Below are 13,975 nucleotides of genomic sequence, written 5' to 3'. Positions count from 1 at the left end.
AACTTCATCATGCATAAAAACGATTCGATAACGCATTCCAAACAGAGCCCCGTCAGCCGCAGTGACCGGACTTCCCGCAGCGCACCCTCATTGGCTCCATCCGCTATGTACGCCAGCCTCAAGACACTCATCGCAAGGTCCGCGTCCCGCAGCAATGCACGCCGTTTGATCCTCGCCCTGTGTCTTGGCTCGCTGCTGCTGAGCCTCTGGACCTATTCCAGCTCCGAACCGCTGCCGTTGCTGGTGATTGCGCTTAACCTGGCCACTCTCGTGGTGGTCGGCCTGCAACAATGGCGTTCACGCAAGTCCATCAAGTTCCAGCCCCAGGAACTGGCCGATCGCCTGTTGCAGGTACAGGAAAACGAACGTCACCGCCTCAGCCGTGAACTGCACGACGATATCGGCCAACTGCTCACCGCGGCCAAGCTGCAAAGCGAATGGCTCAAGCGTCGCCTGCCCGACGACCTGCAAGCCCAGTGCTCGGTGCTGTGCAACACCCTGAATGAAACCCTGGCCAAGGTGCGTGACGTTTCCGCCATCCTCAACCCTCGCCAGTTGGCCAGCCTGGGCCTGGAAGCCAGCCTGCGTGCACACCTGCTCAAGACCCTGGAAAACACTCCGATCCACTGGAGCCTGGAATGCCAGCAACGGCTGACCGGAATCCCGGAAGAAATGGCGGTGGCGGCCTTCCGCATCACCCAGGAAGCGGTGACCAACATGCTGCGCCACGCCCAGGCGCGCAACCTGCTGGTACGCCTGCAACGCTTGCCCGAAGGCCTGTCGCTGACCATCTGCGATGATGGCCAGGGTTTTTCGCCGGCCATCAATCCCGGCCTGGAAGGCCAACGGGGCATGGCCGGCATGTCCGAGCGGATAGATCAGCTTGGCGGTACGTTGTCCGTCAGCAGCCAGCCCGGCAATGGGACACGGATCGAAGCGCTTTTCCCCTGGGCGCCCCGCGCCCTCGAACGGGCCAGTTCCCCTAAGGTTCTCGAGTGAGCTGCAAATTACTCCTGGTGGATGACCATGCACTGATCCGGGCCGGCGTACGCGCGCTGGTCCAGGATATTCCCGGCTACACGGTGATCGGCGAAGCCAGCGATGGCGCGCAGTTGCTGGAGCAGTTCAGCGCCCTGCTGCCGGATATCGTGCTGCTGGACCTGTCGATGAAGCACACCGGCGGCCTGGACGCCTTGCAGCAACTCAAGCGCGCCTACCCCAAGAGCAAAGTGCTGATCCTGTCGATGCACACCGACCCGGAACTGATCATGTGTGCGCTGGAGTCCGGCGCCCATGGCTACCTGCTCAAGGACACCACCGCCAACGAGCTGGAACACGCGCTGCTGGCCTTGCGCAACAACGAGCGCTACCTCAGCCCGGCGATCGCCCACACCGTGATCAACCAGGCGCTGGTGCGCAGCCAGGGGCCGACCACTCCCGCCGGCCACAGCCACAACCTCACGGCGCGGCAGTTGGAGATCCTGCGCCTGATCGTGCGCGGCAAGTCCACCCGGGAGATCGCCCATGGGCTGGGCCTGAGCATCAAGACTGTGGAAGCCCACCGCTCGCAGATCATGAAGCGCCTGCAGATTTTCGACGTGGCGGGCCTGGTGCTATTCGCGGTGCGCGAGCAGATCATCAGCCTGGACGACTAGCGGCGAATCCACCGGCAAGTGTACGCGCAAGGCCTTGGGCAAGGCCTCGAAGTGCAGATCATCGCCCTCCAGCGGCTCGCCATCCAGATTGATGTACAAGCCCTGTGCGACCTTGATATTCACCCACGGCAGGCGCGCCCGCACAAACATGGTGTCCAGGCCCCAGCCGTTGCTCATCAACTCGCGCAAGGTGCCGACCACTTCCTGGGGGGCCGGCAGGATGCTGACGTCCAGCAGGCCGTCGTCGGCCATGGCGCCTGGACATAGCTCATGCCCACCGCCTGCCTGGCGACCGTTGCCGATACCCAGGGCGAGCAGCTCGCCTTTCCAATGGAAATCGGGGCCATCCAGCTCGGCGTAGGCGGCCTTTAACTCGCTGAATCGCGTCAAACCGGTGAACAGATAGGCGGCGCCGCCCAGGACTTTTTTCAAATCCTCGGAGGTGTTGGCGGTGACCTGGCTGCCGAAACCGCCGGTAGCCATGTTGAGGAAGATCTGCCCGCCGACCTGGCCGAGGTCGATGGCCCTGGGTGGCACGTCCAGCAGCGCCAGCGCCTGGTCAGGCTCCAACGGTACGCCGGCGGCCTTGGCGAAATCGTTGGCGGTGCCCAGGGGCATCAGCACCAGGCTGGCGTCGGTCTTGGCCTGGGCCATGGCTTCGGCTACATCGCGCAGGGTGCCATCGCCGCCACCGGCGATGATGTGGGTGTAGCCGTCAGCCAGGGCTTCGTTGACCAGGCGCTGGGCGTCGCCACCTTCCCAGGTGACCCGTACGGCCAACTCCCCACCCTGCTCGCGCCGGGCCTGCACGGCAGAACGCACGTCCTCGTTGAGGGCTTGCTTGCCGTGGAGGATCAACAGGGCTTTGGGGGTGGTCATTGGGGAATCTCCTGATTCAAAGGTGCTTGGAGTATGTGGACCTTGGGCGGGGAGAAAAAAGCCATTGGATGGGAAAAAAATCGGATGATTGAGTACATATCCGTTTCTTCGGTAACGGCTGCTATGGGTTCCGCTCTTACAGCGGCTCACTTTTGAACAGCGCAAAAGTAAGCAAAACGCTCTTACCCCAACACTCGGCACCTCGCCTAGGCTCGGTGTGCCCGTAATTCGACAGTGATTTGGGGGGCCGCCGCCCCGCGCCATCCATGGCGCGGGGCGGCTAAGATCAAAATCAAAAGCAAAGCGCGGCGGCCGAATAGCCGACCGAATCGTTGAAGCGTACGCGCTCCCCTGTAGGAGCCGGGCTTGCCCGCGAAGGTCGTTAAAGATGACGCGGGAAACCAGAATGAACGCGGCGCGCTCACTGGTTTTAGGGCTGCTTCGCAGCCCAACGCGGGGCAAGCCCGCTCGCCACAGTAAAGCGGTTACACGGAACAAAAAACGTATCTGCGATGCGCAGCGAGTCGCTCTTGCTTGTGATCTTCGGCGCCCCGTCAAACACGCTGGCCGAACGCAGGCTTGAATCCGTGGGTAACCCGGCAGGACGCCGGGTTAGCCGCACTGGGCCAAGGATGGCCCATTGCGGCGGCCCACGGATTCAAGCCGGAGAGAGGGCACACCGAGCCTACGCGAGGTGCCGAGTGTTGGGGCCCCCCGGTGTCAGGGTAGTTGTCGTGTCCTCCGCTTTTTAAAAGTATTCCGGGGGCGGTAAGAGTAAGGTCATGCCTTTCTATTCAGAAGAACGCAAAGCTGCGCTGTTGAAAATGATGCTTCCGCCCCTGAGCCTGTCAGCGTCGGAGGTCGCGCGCCGTGAAGGTTGTAGCGACATGTCTCTTCATTATTGGCGTAAGCAAGCTGCTGCCAGAGGTTCTCAGTTGTCCGAAAACAAGCAGTCGCCTGAAAGTTGGTCTGCCGAATCCAAGCTCATGGCAGTCATCGAATCATCAGCTTTGTCGGAGCTGGAGCTGAGTGAGTATTGCCGTCGCAACGGTATTTTCCCTGAGCAAATTGACGGCTGGCGCAAAGCTTTCATTGCCAACAGCACTAATCACTCAGCGCTGAAAAAAGGAATCGCTGGTGAGACCAAGGAGGATAAGAACCGGATTCGGGAGCTGGAGCGTGAGCTGCGACGAAAGGATGCAGCGCTGGCTGAAACAGTCGCATTGCTGGTGCTGCGAAAAAAGCTCAATGCCTACTGGGGGAACGACGACGAGGACAATTGACCTTGTTGCCAGAACGGCATCTTCTCGTCGACTGGCTCACCGAAGCCATCACTGCGGGCGCCCGCAGGGCGCCTGCGTGTCTAGAAGTCGGTATTTCGCTACGCACGCTACAACGCTGGATCCTGCCCGAAGCGTTGTTGGCAGATGGGCGCACCACGACGGTGAGGCCAGTGCCGAATAATGCTCTGACTGATGTTGAGCGCCAAGCCATCCTGGCCTTGTGCAACAGCAAGGCCTACGCACATCTGCCACCGAGCCAGATCGTGCCACGGCTCGCTGACGAGGGACGTTACATGGCATCGGAGGCAACCTTTTACCGAGTGCTGCGTGCGGCAGATCAGCAGCATCATCGTTCCCGCGCCAAACGCCCGCATCGCCATGAAGCACCCACCACCTACGCGGCGACAGCCGCCAATCAGGTGTGGTCTTGGGATATCACGTACCTGCCGTCGCCAGTTCGTGGGAAGTTTTACTACCTCTATTTGATCGAAGATATCTACAGCCGAAAGGCTGTGGGCTGGGAAGTTTACGAAGCAGAAAACGGTGAAAAAGCCGCTGTCCTACTGCAACGAAGTGTCACTACAGAGAAGTGCTGGCGTCAGCCGCTGGTGCTTCACTCGGACAATGGCGCACCGATGAAATCGGTGACGTTACTGACCAAGATGTACGACCTGGGTATCACGCCATCGAGAGGAAGACCCCGGGTAAGCAACGATAATCCTTACTCTGAGTCGCTGTTTAGAACGCTGAAGTACTGCCCGCAGTGGCCGCAGGATGGATTTGGCAGCCTGGATGACGCGCGTATCTGGGTCAGGAATTTTATGGCTTGGTACAACACCGAGCATCGTCATAGCCGAATCCGCTTCGTGACACCCGCCCAGCGCCACGAGGGAAAAGACCGGGAAATCTTGGCCCGGAGGGCGGCAATTTATGGGCAAGCGAGAGAAAAAAGGCCTGAAAGGTGGTCAGGCGAGACACGCAACTGGGACCCTATCGGGACGGTGTACCTCAATCCCGAAAGGGAGCTGACAGTTGTGGTGAAGGTCGCCTAGCAAGACGGGAGACACGACAACTACCTTGAAAAACGCCGGGGCGAAGCATTTTTGGTTACTTTTTGCGCTCTTCAAAAAGTGACCCGCTGTAAGAGCGGAACCCATAGCAGCCGTTGCCGCAGAAATGGATATGTACCCGAACCCCAATCAACTCTTATGCAACTTACTCATCAACTGCGCCTCAGCCTGCGTCAACCCACACGACTGCGTCAGCTCATCCACCGTAGCCCCCATCCCCACCAGCTTCGCCGCCTGCGCAAACGAAAGACTCGAGGGATCGCGCTGCTCAATCTGCGCCAGCTTATCCGGCAACGGCGCAAGAATCGCGCGCAACTCATGCACCTCGTCCCCGACCTTCACCGCACTCTGCTGAAAGTGATCAACCCGCTTCACCAACTCCAGCACCCGCCGGTCACGCACAGCATCACGCTCAGCCTGCTGTAGCAACAACTCGCGCTGCTGACGCACGTAGCGCAACAGGAATGCCAGGGTCCCGGCCCACAACAGGGCCAGGACAATCACCGCGGCCTCAAGGAACAATCAGATGCTCTCCAGTTCCGACCACTCTTCTTCGCTCATCATCTTGTCCAGCTCAACCAGAATCAGCAGCTCGCCGTTCTTGTTGCACACGCCCTGGATGAACTTGGCGGATTCTTCGTTACCCACGTTCGGCGCGGTTTCCACTTCCGATTGGCGCAGGTAGACCACTTCGGCCACGCTGTCGACCATGATCCCGACCACTTGCTTGTCGGCCTCGATGATGACGATACGCGTGTTGTCGTTGACCTCGGTCGGTACCAGGCCGAAGCGCTGGCGGGTGTCGATCACCGTCACCACGTTGCCGCGCAGGTTGATGATACCCAGCACGTAGCTCGGCGCACCCGGTACCGGGGCGATTTCGGTGTAGCGCAGCACTTCCTGCACGCGCATCACGTTAATGCCGTAGGACTCGTTGTCCAGTTTGAAGGTCACCCATTGCAGGATCGGATCATCCAAACCTTGTGCGGACGCTGACTTATTCATACCCCTGACCCCTTCAAGATTGGCCACGCACCAGCGTGGACCTTATTGTTCAATCAACTGCGTTTAGTAACCGGCATCGTTTTAACCGCGCCACTGGCGATCAACTCGGCCAGTTCGGCGACGTCGAGCAACGCGCACATGTGTTCGATCACGGTGCCCGCCAGCCAAGGCCGTTGGCCCCGGTGGCTGCGCCATTTGATTTCGTTCGGGTCCAGGCGCAACGAGCGGCTGACTTGATGCACCGCCAGCCCCCACTCGTAGCCCTGCACCGAGATCACGTATTGCAAACCCTGGCGGAAGTCGTCGCGGTAGCGGTCGGGCATGACCCAACGCGCGGTATCCAGCACTTTCAGGTTACCGGCCTGGCTCGGCAGGATGCCGAGGAACCACTCCGGTTGCCCGAACAGCGGCGTCAATTCCTGGCCTTCCAGGGAATAGATCGAGCCCAGGCACACCAGCGGCACCGCCAGCGTCAAGCCGGCGACGTCGAACAACAGGCATTCGAACGGCTCGGCAGCCCAGCTCGGGCGATCATCACCGGTGACCGGCGGCGGTGTGATGCTCGGCGGCAGGTGCACTTCCACCACCGGCTCGACCACCACGGGGGCAATCACCACCGGAGCAATCGGCACGACGACAGGCACAACCTGCGCATCGCGGGCCTGTTCTTCCAGGACGGCCAGCTGGAATTCATCCAGCGTGCTTTCCGGTTCTACAACGGCAGGCTCCAGCACCAGGATCGGTTCCGGCAGCGCTTCCTCGGTCGCGTCCTGCAGCAGGGCATCCAGGTAGGATTCCAGCGCCAGTTGCGGCCGGGTCTTAAATTCGACAGGACGGTTCATCACGCCACCTGCGCCACAAGCTGCTGGGACAGCAGGTGTTTGAGCAACGCGCGGTAGGCCAGTACGCCACGGCTTTTCGCGTCGAACTGCGACGGCGCCAGGCCCGCACGGCTGGCGTCACGCAGGCGTGTGTCCACCGGGATATAGCCGTTCCAGATAGTGTCCGGGTAGGCATCGCGCAATACGCGCAGGGTGCCGAGGGACGCCTGGGTGCGGCGGTCGAACAAGGTCGGCACGATGCTGAACGGCAGCGCCTGTTTGCGCGAGCGGTTGATCATCGCCAGGGTGCTGACCATGCGCTCCAGGCCTTTGACGGCCAGGTGCTCGGTCTGCACCGGGATAACCAGTTGCTGGCTGGCCGCCAAGGCGTTGACCATCAGCACGCCAAGCAACGGAGGGCTGTCGATGATCGCGTAGTCGAAGTCCTGCCACAGTTGCGCCAGGGTCTTGGCGATCACCAGGCCCAGGCCGCTCTGCCCCGGTGACTGGCGCTCCAGGGTCGCCAGCGCGGTGCTGGAGGGCAGCAGGGAAATGCTTTCGTTACTGGTGGGCAACAGCAGTTGCCCGGGCAGATCGGCCGGCACACTGCCCTTGTGCAGGAACAGATCGTAGTTGCTGTGTTCCAGCGCATCCGGGTCGTAGCCGAAATAGCTGGTCATGGAGCCGTGAGGGTCCAGGTCCACCACGACCACACGCTTGCCCGCCTCGGCCAGCAAGCCGGCTAAGGCGATGGAGGTGGTGGTCTTGCCGACTCCACCTTTTTGATTGGCAACTGCCCAGACTCTCATTCGGTTGGTTCCTCCCGGCAGGCACAGGCGCGACCGAGACATTGCATGGGGTTATTGAGCCGGCGACGGAGAATTGACGGCACTCTGTCGAACCGGCGGTTTTACCGGGGCCGGTGCAGTTTGTGTGCCAGCCCGCTTCAAGGCCGCATCCGGTGTTGCATTAGCGGTGCCGGTGCCGGTCAGGCTGCGGCGCACATCCAGGTTGCGCGACACCACCAGCACCACCCGACGGTTACGCGCGCGGCCTTCCGCCGTGGCGTTATTGGCCACCGGCTGGAACTCGCCGTAGCCCACGGACGCCAGGCGACCAGGGTTAACGCCCTGCATCGCGAGCATGCGCACGATGCTTGAAGCGCGGGCCGAGGACAGCTCCCAGTTGGTCGGGTACTGCGCGGTGCTGATCGGGAAATTGTCGGTGAAGCCTTCGACATGGATCGGGTTTTCAAATGGCTTGAGGATCGCCGCCACCTTGTCGATGATGGTGAACGCCTGGTCACTGGGCAACGCATCGGCACTGGCGAACAGCAGGCTGGAATTGAGTTCGATCTCCACCCACAGCTCATTACCGCGCACCGTCATCTGGTTGGAGCTGATCAGGTCGCCAAACGCCGCGCTGATGTCGTCGGCGATGCTTTTCAGCGGGTCGCTGGTGCCGCCCACGCCGGCAGCGGTTTCATCGCTGTCGTTGACCAGCGGCTTGGCCGGGGTCACGGTCTTGGGCCGCTCTTCACCGATGGGAATCGGCTTGAGCGCACGGTCGGCGTCGTTGAACACGCCGATCAGCGCCTGGGAAATGACTTTGTACTTGCCTTCGTTGATCGACGAGATGGAGTACATCACCACGAAAAACGCGAACAGCAGGGTGATGAAGTCTGCATAGGACACCAGCCACCGCTCGTGGTTGACGTGTTCTTCAGGCTCGCGACGGCGACGGCTCACAATACATACCTCCCATCAATCCATGAAGCCCTGGAGCTTCAATTCGATGGAACGCGGGTTCTCGCCCTCAGCGATCGACAGGATGCCTTCGAGCAGCATCTCGCGATAACGCGACTGGCGCATGGCAATCGACTTGAGTTTGCTCGCCACCGGCAGCAGCACCAGGTTGGCACTGGCCACGCCGTAGATGGTCGCGACAAACGCCACGGCAATGCCGCTGCCCAGTTGCGATGGATCGGCGAGGTTGCCCATCACGTGGATCAGGCCCATCACCGCACCGATGATGCCGATGGTCGGCGCGTAGCCGCCCATGCTTTCGTAGACTTTGGCGGCGTTGATGTCGCGGCTTTCCTGGGTGTAGAAATCCACTTCCAGGATGCTGCGGATCGCTTCCGGCTCGGCGCCGTCCACCAGCAATTGCAAGCCTTTGCGTGCGTAGCTGTCGGGCTCGGCATCGGCCACGCCTTCCAGGCCCAGCAGGCCTTCCTTGCGCGCGGTGAGGCTCCAGTTGACCACGCGGTCGATGCCGCCGGGCAGGTCCACGCGTGGCGGGAAAATGATCCATATCAGAATCTGCATGGCGCGCTTGAACGAGCTCATGGGCGATTGCAACAACGCCGCGCCCACGGTGCCGCCGATCACGATCAGCGCCGCCGGGCCGTTGGCCAACGCACCGAGGTGCCCGCCTTCGAGGTAGTTGCCGCCGATGATCGCGACAAACGCCATGATGATGCCGATCAGGCTCAGTACATCCATCAGAGGCAGGCCTCCACCAGATGCTTGCCGATGTCGTCCAGGCTGTAGACGGCGTCGGCCAGGTCCGCCTTGACGATGGCCATGGGCATGCCATAGATCACGCAGCTGGCTTCGTCCTGGGCCCAGATGGCGCTGCCGCCCTGCTTGAGCAGGCGCGCACCTTCACGGCCGTCGGCGCCCATGCCGGTGAGCACTACCGCCAGAACTTTGTCACCGTAGGACTTGGCTGCCGAACCGAAGGTGATATCCACGCACGGCTTGTAGTTGAGGCGCTCATCGCCCGGCAGGATTTTGATCGCGCCACGGCCGTCGACCATCATCTGCTTGCCACCGGGGGCCAGCAGCGCCAGGCCAGGGCGCAGGATGTCGCCATCCTCGGCTTCCTTGACGCTGATGCGGCACAGCTTGTCCAGGCGCTCGGCGAAGGCCTTGGTAAACGCCGCCGGCATGTGCTGGATCAATACGATCGGCGCCGGGAAGTTGGCTGGCAGTTGGGTCAACACGCGTTGCAGCGCAACCGGGCCACCCGTGGAGGTGCCGATGGCGACCAGCTTGTAGGCCTTGCGCTTGGGTGCGGGCGAATGAGCCGACGCCGCAGGTGCCAGCGTGCGAGCGGGTGCCACTGCAGGCCGTGTCACTGGCGCAGGCGCAGGGCGCGCAAACGACGACGTCGGTGCAGCGGGAGCCGGTGCTGGCGCAGCGGTTGGAGTAGGCGTGCTGAACAGGCTGCGACGGTTACTGCGCGAAATGCTGTGCACCTTCTCGCACAGCATCTGCTTGACCTTCTCGGGGTTGCGCGAGATGTCTTCGAAATTCTTCGGCAGGAAGTCCACCGCACCGGCGTCCAGCGCATCCAGGGTGACCCGGGCGCCTTCGTGCGTCAGCGAGGAAAACATCAGGACCGGGGTCGGGCAGCGTTGCATGATGTGCCGGACTGCCGTGATGCCATCCATCATCGGCATCTCGTAGTCCATGGTGATCACGTCCGGTTTCAACGCAATGGCTTGATCAATCGCCTCTTTGCCGTTGGTGGCCGTGCCGACCACCTGGATCGTTGGATCGGCGGAAAGAATTTCCGAGACGCGGCGGCGGAAGAAACCCGAATCGTCCACCACCAGGACCTTGACTGCCATAAACACTCCGTTAGGCGGGGCGGGCACTACCGCCCTGCCCCACCAGAATCAAATACGCCGAGCGGCGTAACGCTTGAGCATGCTCGGAACATCGAGAATCAGCGCGATCCGACCGTCACCGGTGATGGTCGCACCCGACATGCCCGGGGTTCCCTGCAGCATTTTGCCCAAAGGCTTGATGACCACTTCTTCCTGGCCAACCAGTTGATCGACGACAAAGCCGATGCGCTGGGTGCCCACGGACAGAATCACCACATGGCCTTCGCGCTGCTCTTCATGGGCCGCCGATGCCACCAGCCAGCGCTTGAGGTAGAACAGGGGCAATGCCTTGTCGCGCACGATCACCACTTCCTGGCCGTCCACCACGTTGGTGCGCGACAGGTCGAGGTGGAAGATTTCGTTGACGTTGACCAGCGGGAAGGCGAACGCCTGGTTGCCCAGCATCACCATCAGGGTCGGCATGATCGCCAGGGTCAACGGCACCTTGATGACGATCTTGGAGCCCTGGCCCTTGGTCGAGTAGATGTTGATCGAGCCGTTGAGCTGGCTGATCTTGGTCTTCACTACGTCCATGCCGACGCCACGGCCGGACACGTCGGAAATCTCGGTCTTGGTCGAGAAGCCCGGGGCGAAGATCAGGTTGTAGCATTCGGTGTCGGTCAGGCGGTCGGCGGCGTCCTTGTCCATCACGCCGCGCTTGACCGCAATGTTGCGCAATATGGTCGGGTCCATGCCTTTGCCGTCGTCAGTGATCGACAGCAGGATGTGATCGCCTTCTTGCTCCGCCGCCAGGATCACCTTGCCGCCACGGGACTTGCCCGATGCTTCGCGCTCTTCCGGGGTTTCCACGCCGTGGTCGACGGCGTTGCGCACCAAGTGGACCAGCGGGTCGGCCAGGGCCTCGACCAGGTTCTTGTCGAGGTCGGTTTCTTCGCCCACCAGTTCCAGGTTGATTTCTTTCTTAAGCTGACGCGCCAGGTCGCGAACCAGGCGCGGGAAACGGCCAAAGACTTTCTTGATCGGCTGCATCCGCGTTTTCATCACGGCGGTCTGCAGGTCGGCGGTGACCACGTCGAGGTTCGACACAGCCTTTTGCATGGCTTCATCGCCGCTGCTCAGGCCCAGGCGCACCAGGCGGTTACGCACCAGTACCAGTTCGCCGACCATGTTCATGATGTCGTCCAGGCGCGCGGTATCAACCCGCACGGTGGTTTCGGCTTCACTGGCAGGCTTCTCGGCTGTCGGCGCGGCGGCGGCACGTGCCGGAGCAGGTGCGGCGGCCGGGGCCGGTGCTGGCTTGGCAGCCGGTGCAGGTTTGGCGGCCGGCGCTGGCGCAGCGGCCTTGGCGGCGACCGGTGCAGCGGTCGCCACCGCTGCGGCCGGGGCCACTTCGCTGAACTTGCCCTTGCCGTGCAACTCGTCCAGCAGGGATTCGAACTCGTGATCGGAGATCAGCCCATCGCCCGCAGGGGCGGCGCTGGCAGCAGCCGGTGCCGCAGCCGTGGCGGCGACTTCCGGCAAGGCGTCGGCCGCGAAGGTGCCCTTGCCATGCAGTTGGTCGAGCAATGCTTCGAATTCATCGTCGGTAATGTCGGTGCTGGCGCTGGCCGCCGGTGCATCCGCAGGAGCAGCAGCAGGTGCCACGGCGTCGGCCGCGAACTGGCCCTTGCCATGCAACTGGTCGAGCAGCGATTCGAACTCGGCGTCGGTGATGTCTTCGCTGGTCGGTGCGGCGACCGGGGCAGCCGGCGCTTCCGCCTCGGCCTTGACGGCACTGAGGGAGTTGAGCAGCTGTTCGAACTCGCTGTCGGTCACATCCGGCTCGGCCTCAACCACAGGCTCCGGTGCGGCTTCAACCACCGGTGCGGCCGACGTGTCGGCAGGTTCCGCCAGGCGCGCCAGGGCGGCCAGCAGTTCCGGAGTGGCCGCCGTGATCGGTGCACGGTCGCGCACCTCGCTGAACATGCCGTTGACCGCATCCAGTGCTTCGAGAATCACGTCCATCAACTCCGAATCAACGTGACGCTCACCCTTGCGCAGGATGTCGAACACGTTCTCGGCGATGTGGCAGCACTCCACCAGCTCATGGAGCTGGAGGAAGCCGGCGCCCCCTTTTACAGTGTGAAAACCGCGAAAAATTGCATTGAGCAGGTTCGCATCATCCGGTCGGCTTTCCAGCTCGACCAGTTGCTCGGACAACTGCTCTAAAATTTCGCCGGCCTCTACAAGGAAATCCTGAAGGATTTCTTCATCGGCGCCGAAGCTCATGTGGGTGCTCCTTAGAAGCCTAAACTGGATAACAGGTCATCGACATCATCTTGACCCGATACAACGTCTTCACGTTTATCGGCATGAATCTGCGGACCTTCACCCTTGGCGAGATGTTTTTGTGGATCTTTTTCCGAGAGGATCGCTTCGCGGTCATGTTCGATGCCGGCGAAACGGTCAACCTGGCCAGCCATAAGCACCAATTTGAGCAAGTTGCTTTCCACTTCGGTGACCAACTGGGTCACACGCTTGATCACCTGACCGGTGAGGTCCTGGTAATCCTGGGCCAGCAGAATGTCATTGAGGTTGCTGGAAACCGTGCGGTTTTCCTGCTCGCTGCGTGACAGGAAACCGTCAACCCGACGTGCCAACTCGCGAAACTCCTCAGCCCCCACTTCCCGGCGCATGAAGCGGCCCCAGTCGTGGCTCAGGGCCTGGGCTTCAGTGGCCATGCCGTTGACCAGAGGCGTGGCGTTTTCCACCAGGTCCATGGTGCGGTTGGCCGCCGCCTCAGTCAGCCTGACCACATAGGACAGGCGTTCGGTGGCATCGGTGATTTGCGAGATTTCTTCGGCCTGGGGCATATGCGGGTCAATCTGGAAATTGACGATCGCACTGTGCAGCTCGCGTGTGAGCTTGCCCACTTCCTGATACAGGCCGCGGTCACGGGTCTGGTTGAGCTCATGGATCAACTGCACCGCGTCGCCGAACTGGCCTTTTTCAAGGCTGTCGACCAACTGGTGAGCATGCTTTTTCAGGGTCGACTCGAAGTCTCCCTGTGACGTTTCTTTATGCTCCATAGCTCCCCCGCGATGGCATTAGCCGTGGATGCGTTCGAAGATTTTTTCGATCTTCTCTTTCAAGGCCAGTGCAGTGAATGGCTTGACCACGTAACCGTTGACCCCGGCCTGGGCGGCTTCGATGATCTGCTCACGCTTGGCTTCGGCGGTCACCATCAGCACAGGCAGGCTGCGCAGCTTTTCGTCAGCGCGCACGTGGCGCAGCAAGTCGATACCGGTCATGCCCGGCATGTTCCAGTCTGTTACCAGAAAGTCGATGCTCCCGCTGTTGAGGATCGGAATCGCCGTAATGCCGTCGTCCGCCTCGACCGTGTTTGTGAACCCAAGGTCACGCAACAGGTTTTTTATGATCCGCCGCATCGTTGAGAAGTCATCAACGATGAGGATTTTCATGTTCTTGTCCAATTCGACCTCCAAGCAGTCTTAAACGCGCCCAGCACCTGGACGCGCCATTTCAATCAACAGGCATTACACAAAAAGGACTGCCGGGGGCACCACGGGTCGAACCCGCGAAGGCCGGTTGCCCTCGCGGTATCGTCTGCAGTGTCCCCACACTG

General features: G+C 61.5%; 14 protein-coding genes. 3 read left to right on the top strand and 11 right to left on the bottom strand.

From position 1 onward, the window contains the following. The first annotated feature begins 105 nt into the window (after positions 1 to 105). The gene (locus NL123_RS08950; protein WP_494357591.1) at positions 106 to 999 is read left to right on the top strand and encodes a sensor histidine kinase; all 894 of its coding nucleotides are present in this window, start codon (positions 106 to 108) and stop codon (positions 997 to 999) included. Then, positions 996 to 1,655, top strand: a complete 660-nt coding sequence (locus NL123_RS08945) for a response regulator transcription factor (protein WP_071492719.1) — start codon at positions 996 to 998, stop codon at positions 1,653 to 1,655. The genes NL123_RS08950 and NL123_RS08945 overlap by 4 nt, the downstream gene beginning before the upstream one ends. Here NL123_RS08945 and yegS read toward each other — a convergent pair. Beyond that, on the bottom strand, positions 1,614 to 2,534 hold the full coding sequence (gene yegS / locus NL123_RS08940; protein ID WP_248483379.1) for a lipid kinase YegS: 921 nt from the start codon (positions 2,532 to 2,534) through the stop codon (positions 1,614 to 1,616). The genes NL123_RS08945 and yegS overlap by 42 nt on opposite strands. A 782-nt stretch (positions 2,535 to 3,316) precedes the next feature. Here yegS and NL123_RS08935 point away from each other — a divergent pair. Next, a protein-coding gene (locus NL123_RS08935) for an IS3 family transposase (protein WP_494355999.1) occupies positions 3,317 to 4,869 on the top strand; the annotation gives its coding sequence in 2 pieces (ribosomal slippage) (positions 3,317 to 3,779 and positions 3,779 to 4,869; 1,554 coding nt in all). A gap of 147 nt (positions 4,870 to 5,016) precedes the next feature. Here the strand turns inward: NL123_RS08935 and NL123_RS08930 are convergent. Genes NL123_RS08930 through NL123_RS08885 form a run of 10 tightly spaced genes read right to left on the bottom strand, consistent with a single transcriptional unit; the run spans position 5,017 to position 13,811 of the window. Further along, positions 5,017 to 5,409 carry a DUF2802 domain-containing protein gene (locus NL123_RS08930; RefSeq protein ID WP_058427218.1) on the bottom strand — a complete coding sequence of 131 codons (393 nt, stop codon included), beginning with the start codon at positions 5,407 to 5,409 and terminating at the stop codon, positions 5,017 to 5,019. Next, complete coding sequence (locus NL123_RS08925; RefSeq protein WP_010564003.1) at positions 5,410 to 5,892, bottom strand: chemotaxis protein CheW; 483 nt, start codon at positions 5,890 to 5,892, stop codon at positions 5,410 to 5,412. A gap of 53 nt (positions 5,893 to 5,945) precedes the next feature. Then, positions 5,946 to 6,734: a CheW domain-containing protein gene (locus NL123_RS08920; RefSeq protein ID WP_248483381.1), complete on the bottom strand. Its 789-nt coding sequence runs from the start codon at positions 6,732 to 6,734 to the stop codon at positions 5,946 to 5,948. After that, positions 6,734 to 7,522 (bottom strand): ParA family protein, encoded by a 789-nt coding sequence (locus NL123_RS08915; RefSeq protein WP_179028676.1) that lies wholly within the window; start codon positions 7,520 to 7,522, stop codon positions 6,734 to 6,736. The genes NL123_RS08920 and NL123_RS08915 overlap by 1 nt, the downstream gene beginning before the upstream one ends. Before the next feature lie 51 nt (positions 7,523 to 7,573). Further along, the gene (motD, locus tag NL123_RS08910; RefSeq protein ID WP_071493745.1) at positions 7,574 to 8,461 is read right to left on the bottom strand and encodes a flagellar motor protein MotD; all 888 of its coding nucleotides are present in this window, start codon (positions 8,459 to 8,461) and stop codon (positions 7,574 to 7,576) included. A gap of 15 nt (positions 8,462 to 8,476) precedes the next feature. Beyond that, positions 8,477 to 9,217, bottom strand: coding sequence for a flagellar motor protein (locus tag NL123_RS08905; RefSeq protein WP_033900785.1), 741 nt, complete (start codon positions 9,215 to 9,217; stop codon positions 8,477 to 8,479). After that, positions 9,217 to 10,350: a protein-glutamate methylesterase/protein-glutamine glutaminase gene (locus tag NL123_RS08900; protein ID WP_248483385.1), complete on the bottom strand. Its 1,134-nt coding sequence runs from the start codon at positions 10,348 to 10,350 to the stop codon at positions 9,217 to 9,219. Before NL123_RS08900 ends, NL123_RS08905 begins: the two co-directional genes overlap by 1 nt. A gap of 48 nt (positions 10,351 to 10,398) precedes the next feature. After that, positions 10,399 to 12,618 (bottom strand): chemotaxis protein CheA, encoded by a 2,220-nt coding sequence (locus NL123_RS08895; RefSeq protein WP_494357590.1) that lies wholly within the window; start codon positions 12,616 to 12,618, stop codon positions 10,399 to 10,401. A gap of 11 nt (positions 12,619 to 12,629) precedes the next feature. Continuing rightward, positions 12,630 to 13,418 (bottom strand): protein phosphatase CheZ, encoded by a 789-nt coding sequence (locus NL123_RS08890; RefSeq protein WP_065909831.1) that lies wholly within the window; start codon positions 13,416 to 13,418, stop codon positions 12,630 to 12,632. Between the two features lie 18 nt (positions 13,419 to 13,436). Continuing rightward, positions 13,437 to 13,811: a chemotaxis response regulator CheY gene (locus tag NL123_RS08885; RefSeq protein ID WP_015885173.1), complete on the bottom strand. Its 375-nt coding sequence runs from the start codon at positions 13,809 to 13,811 to the stop codon at positions 13,437 to 13,439. Positions 13,812 to 13,975: the final 164 nt, after the last annotated feature.

This window comes from Pseudomonas sp. FBCC-B1565 (assembly GCF_059133265.1).
This window is presented reverse-complemented; position numbering and strand designations above follow the sequence as displayed.

Excerpts from the sequence above, each read along its gene's own strand:
- NL123_RS08915 (WP_179028676.1), bottom strand. The coding sequence starts at position 7,522 with ATGAGAGTCTGGGCAGTTGCCAATCAAAAAGGTGGAGTCGGCAAGACC.
- NL123_RS08895 (WP_494357590.1), bottom strand. The coding sequence starts at position 12,618 with ATGAGCTTCGGCGCCGATGAAGAAATCCTTCAGGATTTCCTTGTAGAG.
- NL123_RS08950 (WP_494357591.1), top strand. The coding sequence starts at position 106 with ATGTACGCCAGCCTCAAGACACTCATCGCAAGGTCCGCGTCCCGCAGC.
- NL123_RS08900 (WP_248483385.1), bottom strand. The coding sequence starts at position 10,350 with ATGGCAGTCAAGGTCCTGGTGGTGGACGATTCGGGTTTCTTCCGCCGC.
- NL123_RS08885 (WP_015885173.1), bottom strand. The coding sequence starts at position 13,811 with ATGAAAATCCTCATCGTTGATGACTTCTCAACGATGCGGCGGATCATA.
- yegS (WP_248483379.1), bottom strand. The coding sequence starts at position 2,534 with ATGACCACCCCCAAAGCCCTGTTGATCCTCCACGGCAAGCAAGCCCTC.
- NL123_RS08890 (WP_065909831.1), bottom strand. The coding sequence starts at position 13,418 with ATGGAGCATAAAGAAACGTCACAGGGAGACTTCGAGTCGACCCTGAAA.
- NL123_RS08925 (WP_010564003.1), bottom strand. The coding sequence starts at position 5,892 with ATGAATAAGTCAGCGTCCGCACAAGGTTTGGATGATCCGATCCTGCAA.
- NL123_RS08920 (WP_248483381.1), bottom strand. The coding sequence starts at position 6,734 with ATGAACCGTCCTGTCGAATTTAAGACCCGGCCGCAACTGGCGCTGGAA.
- NL123_RS08905 (WP_033900785.1), bottom strand. The coding sequence starts at position 9,217 with ATGGATGTACTGAGCCTGATCGGCATCATCATGGCGTTTGTCGCGATC.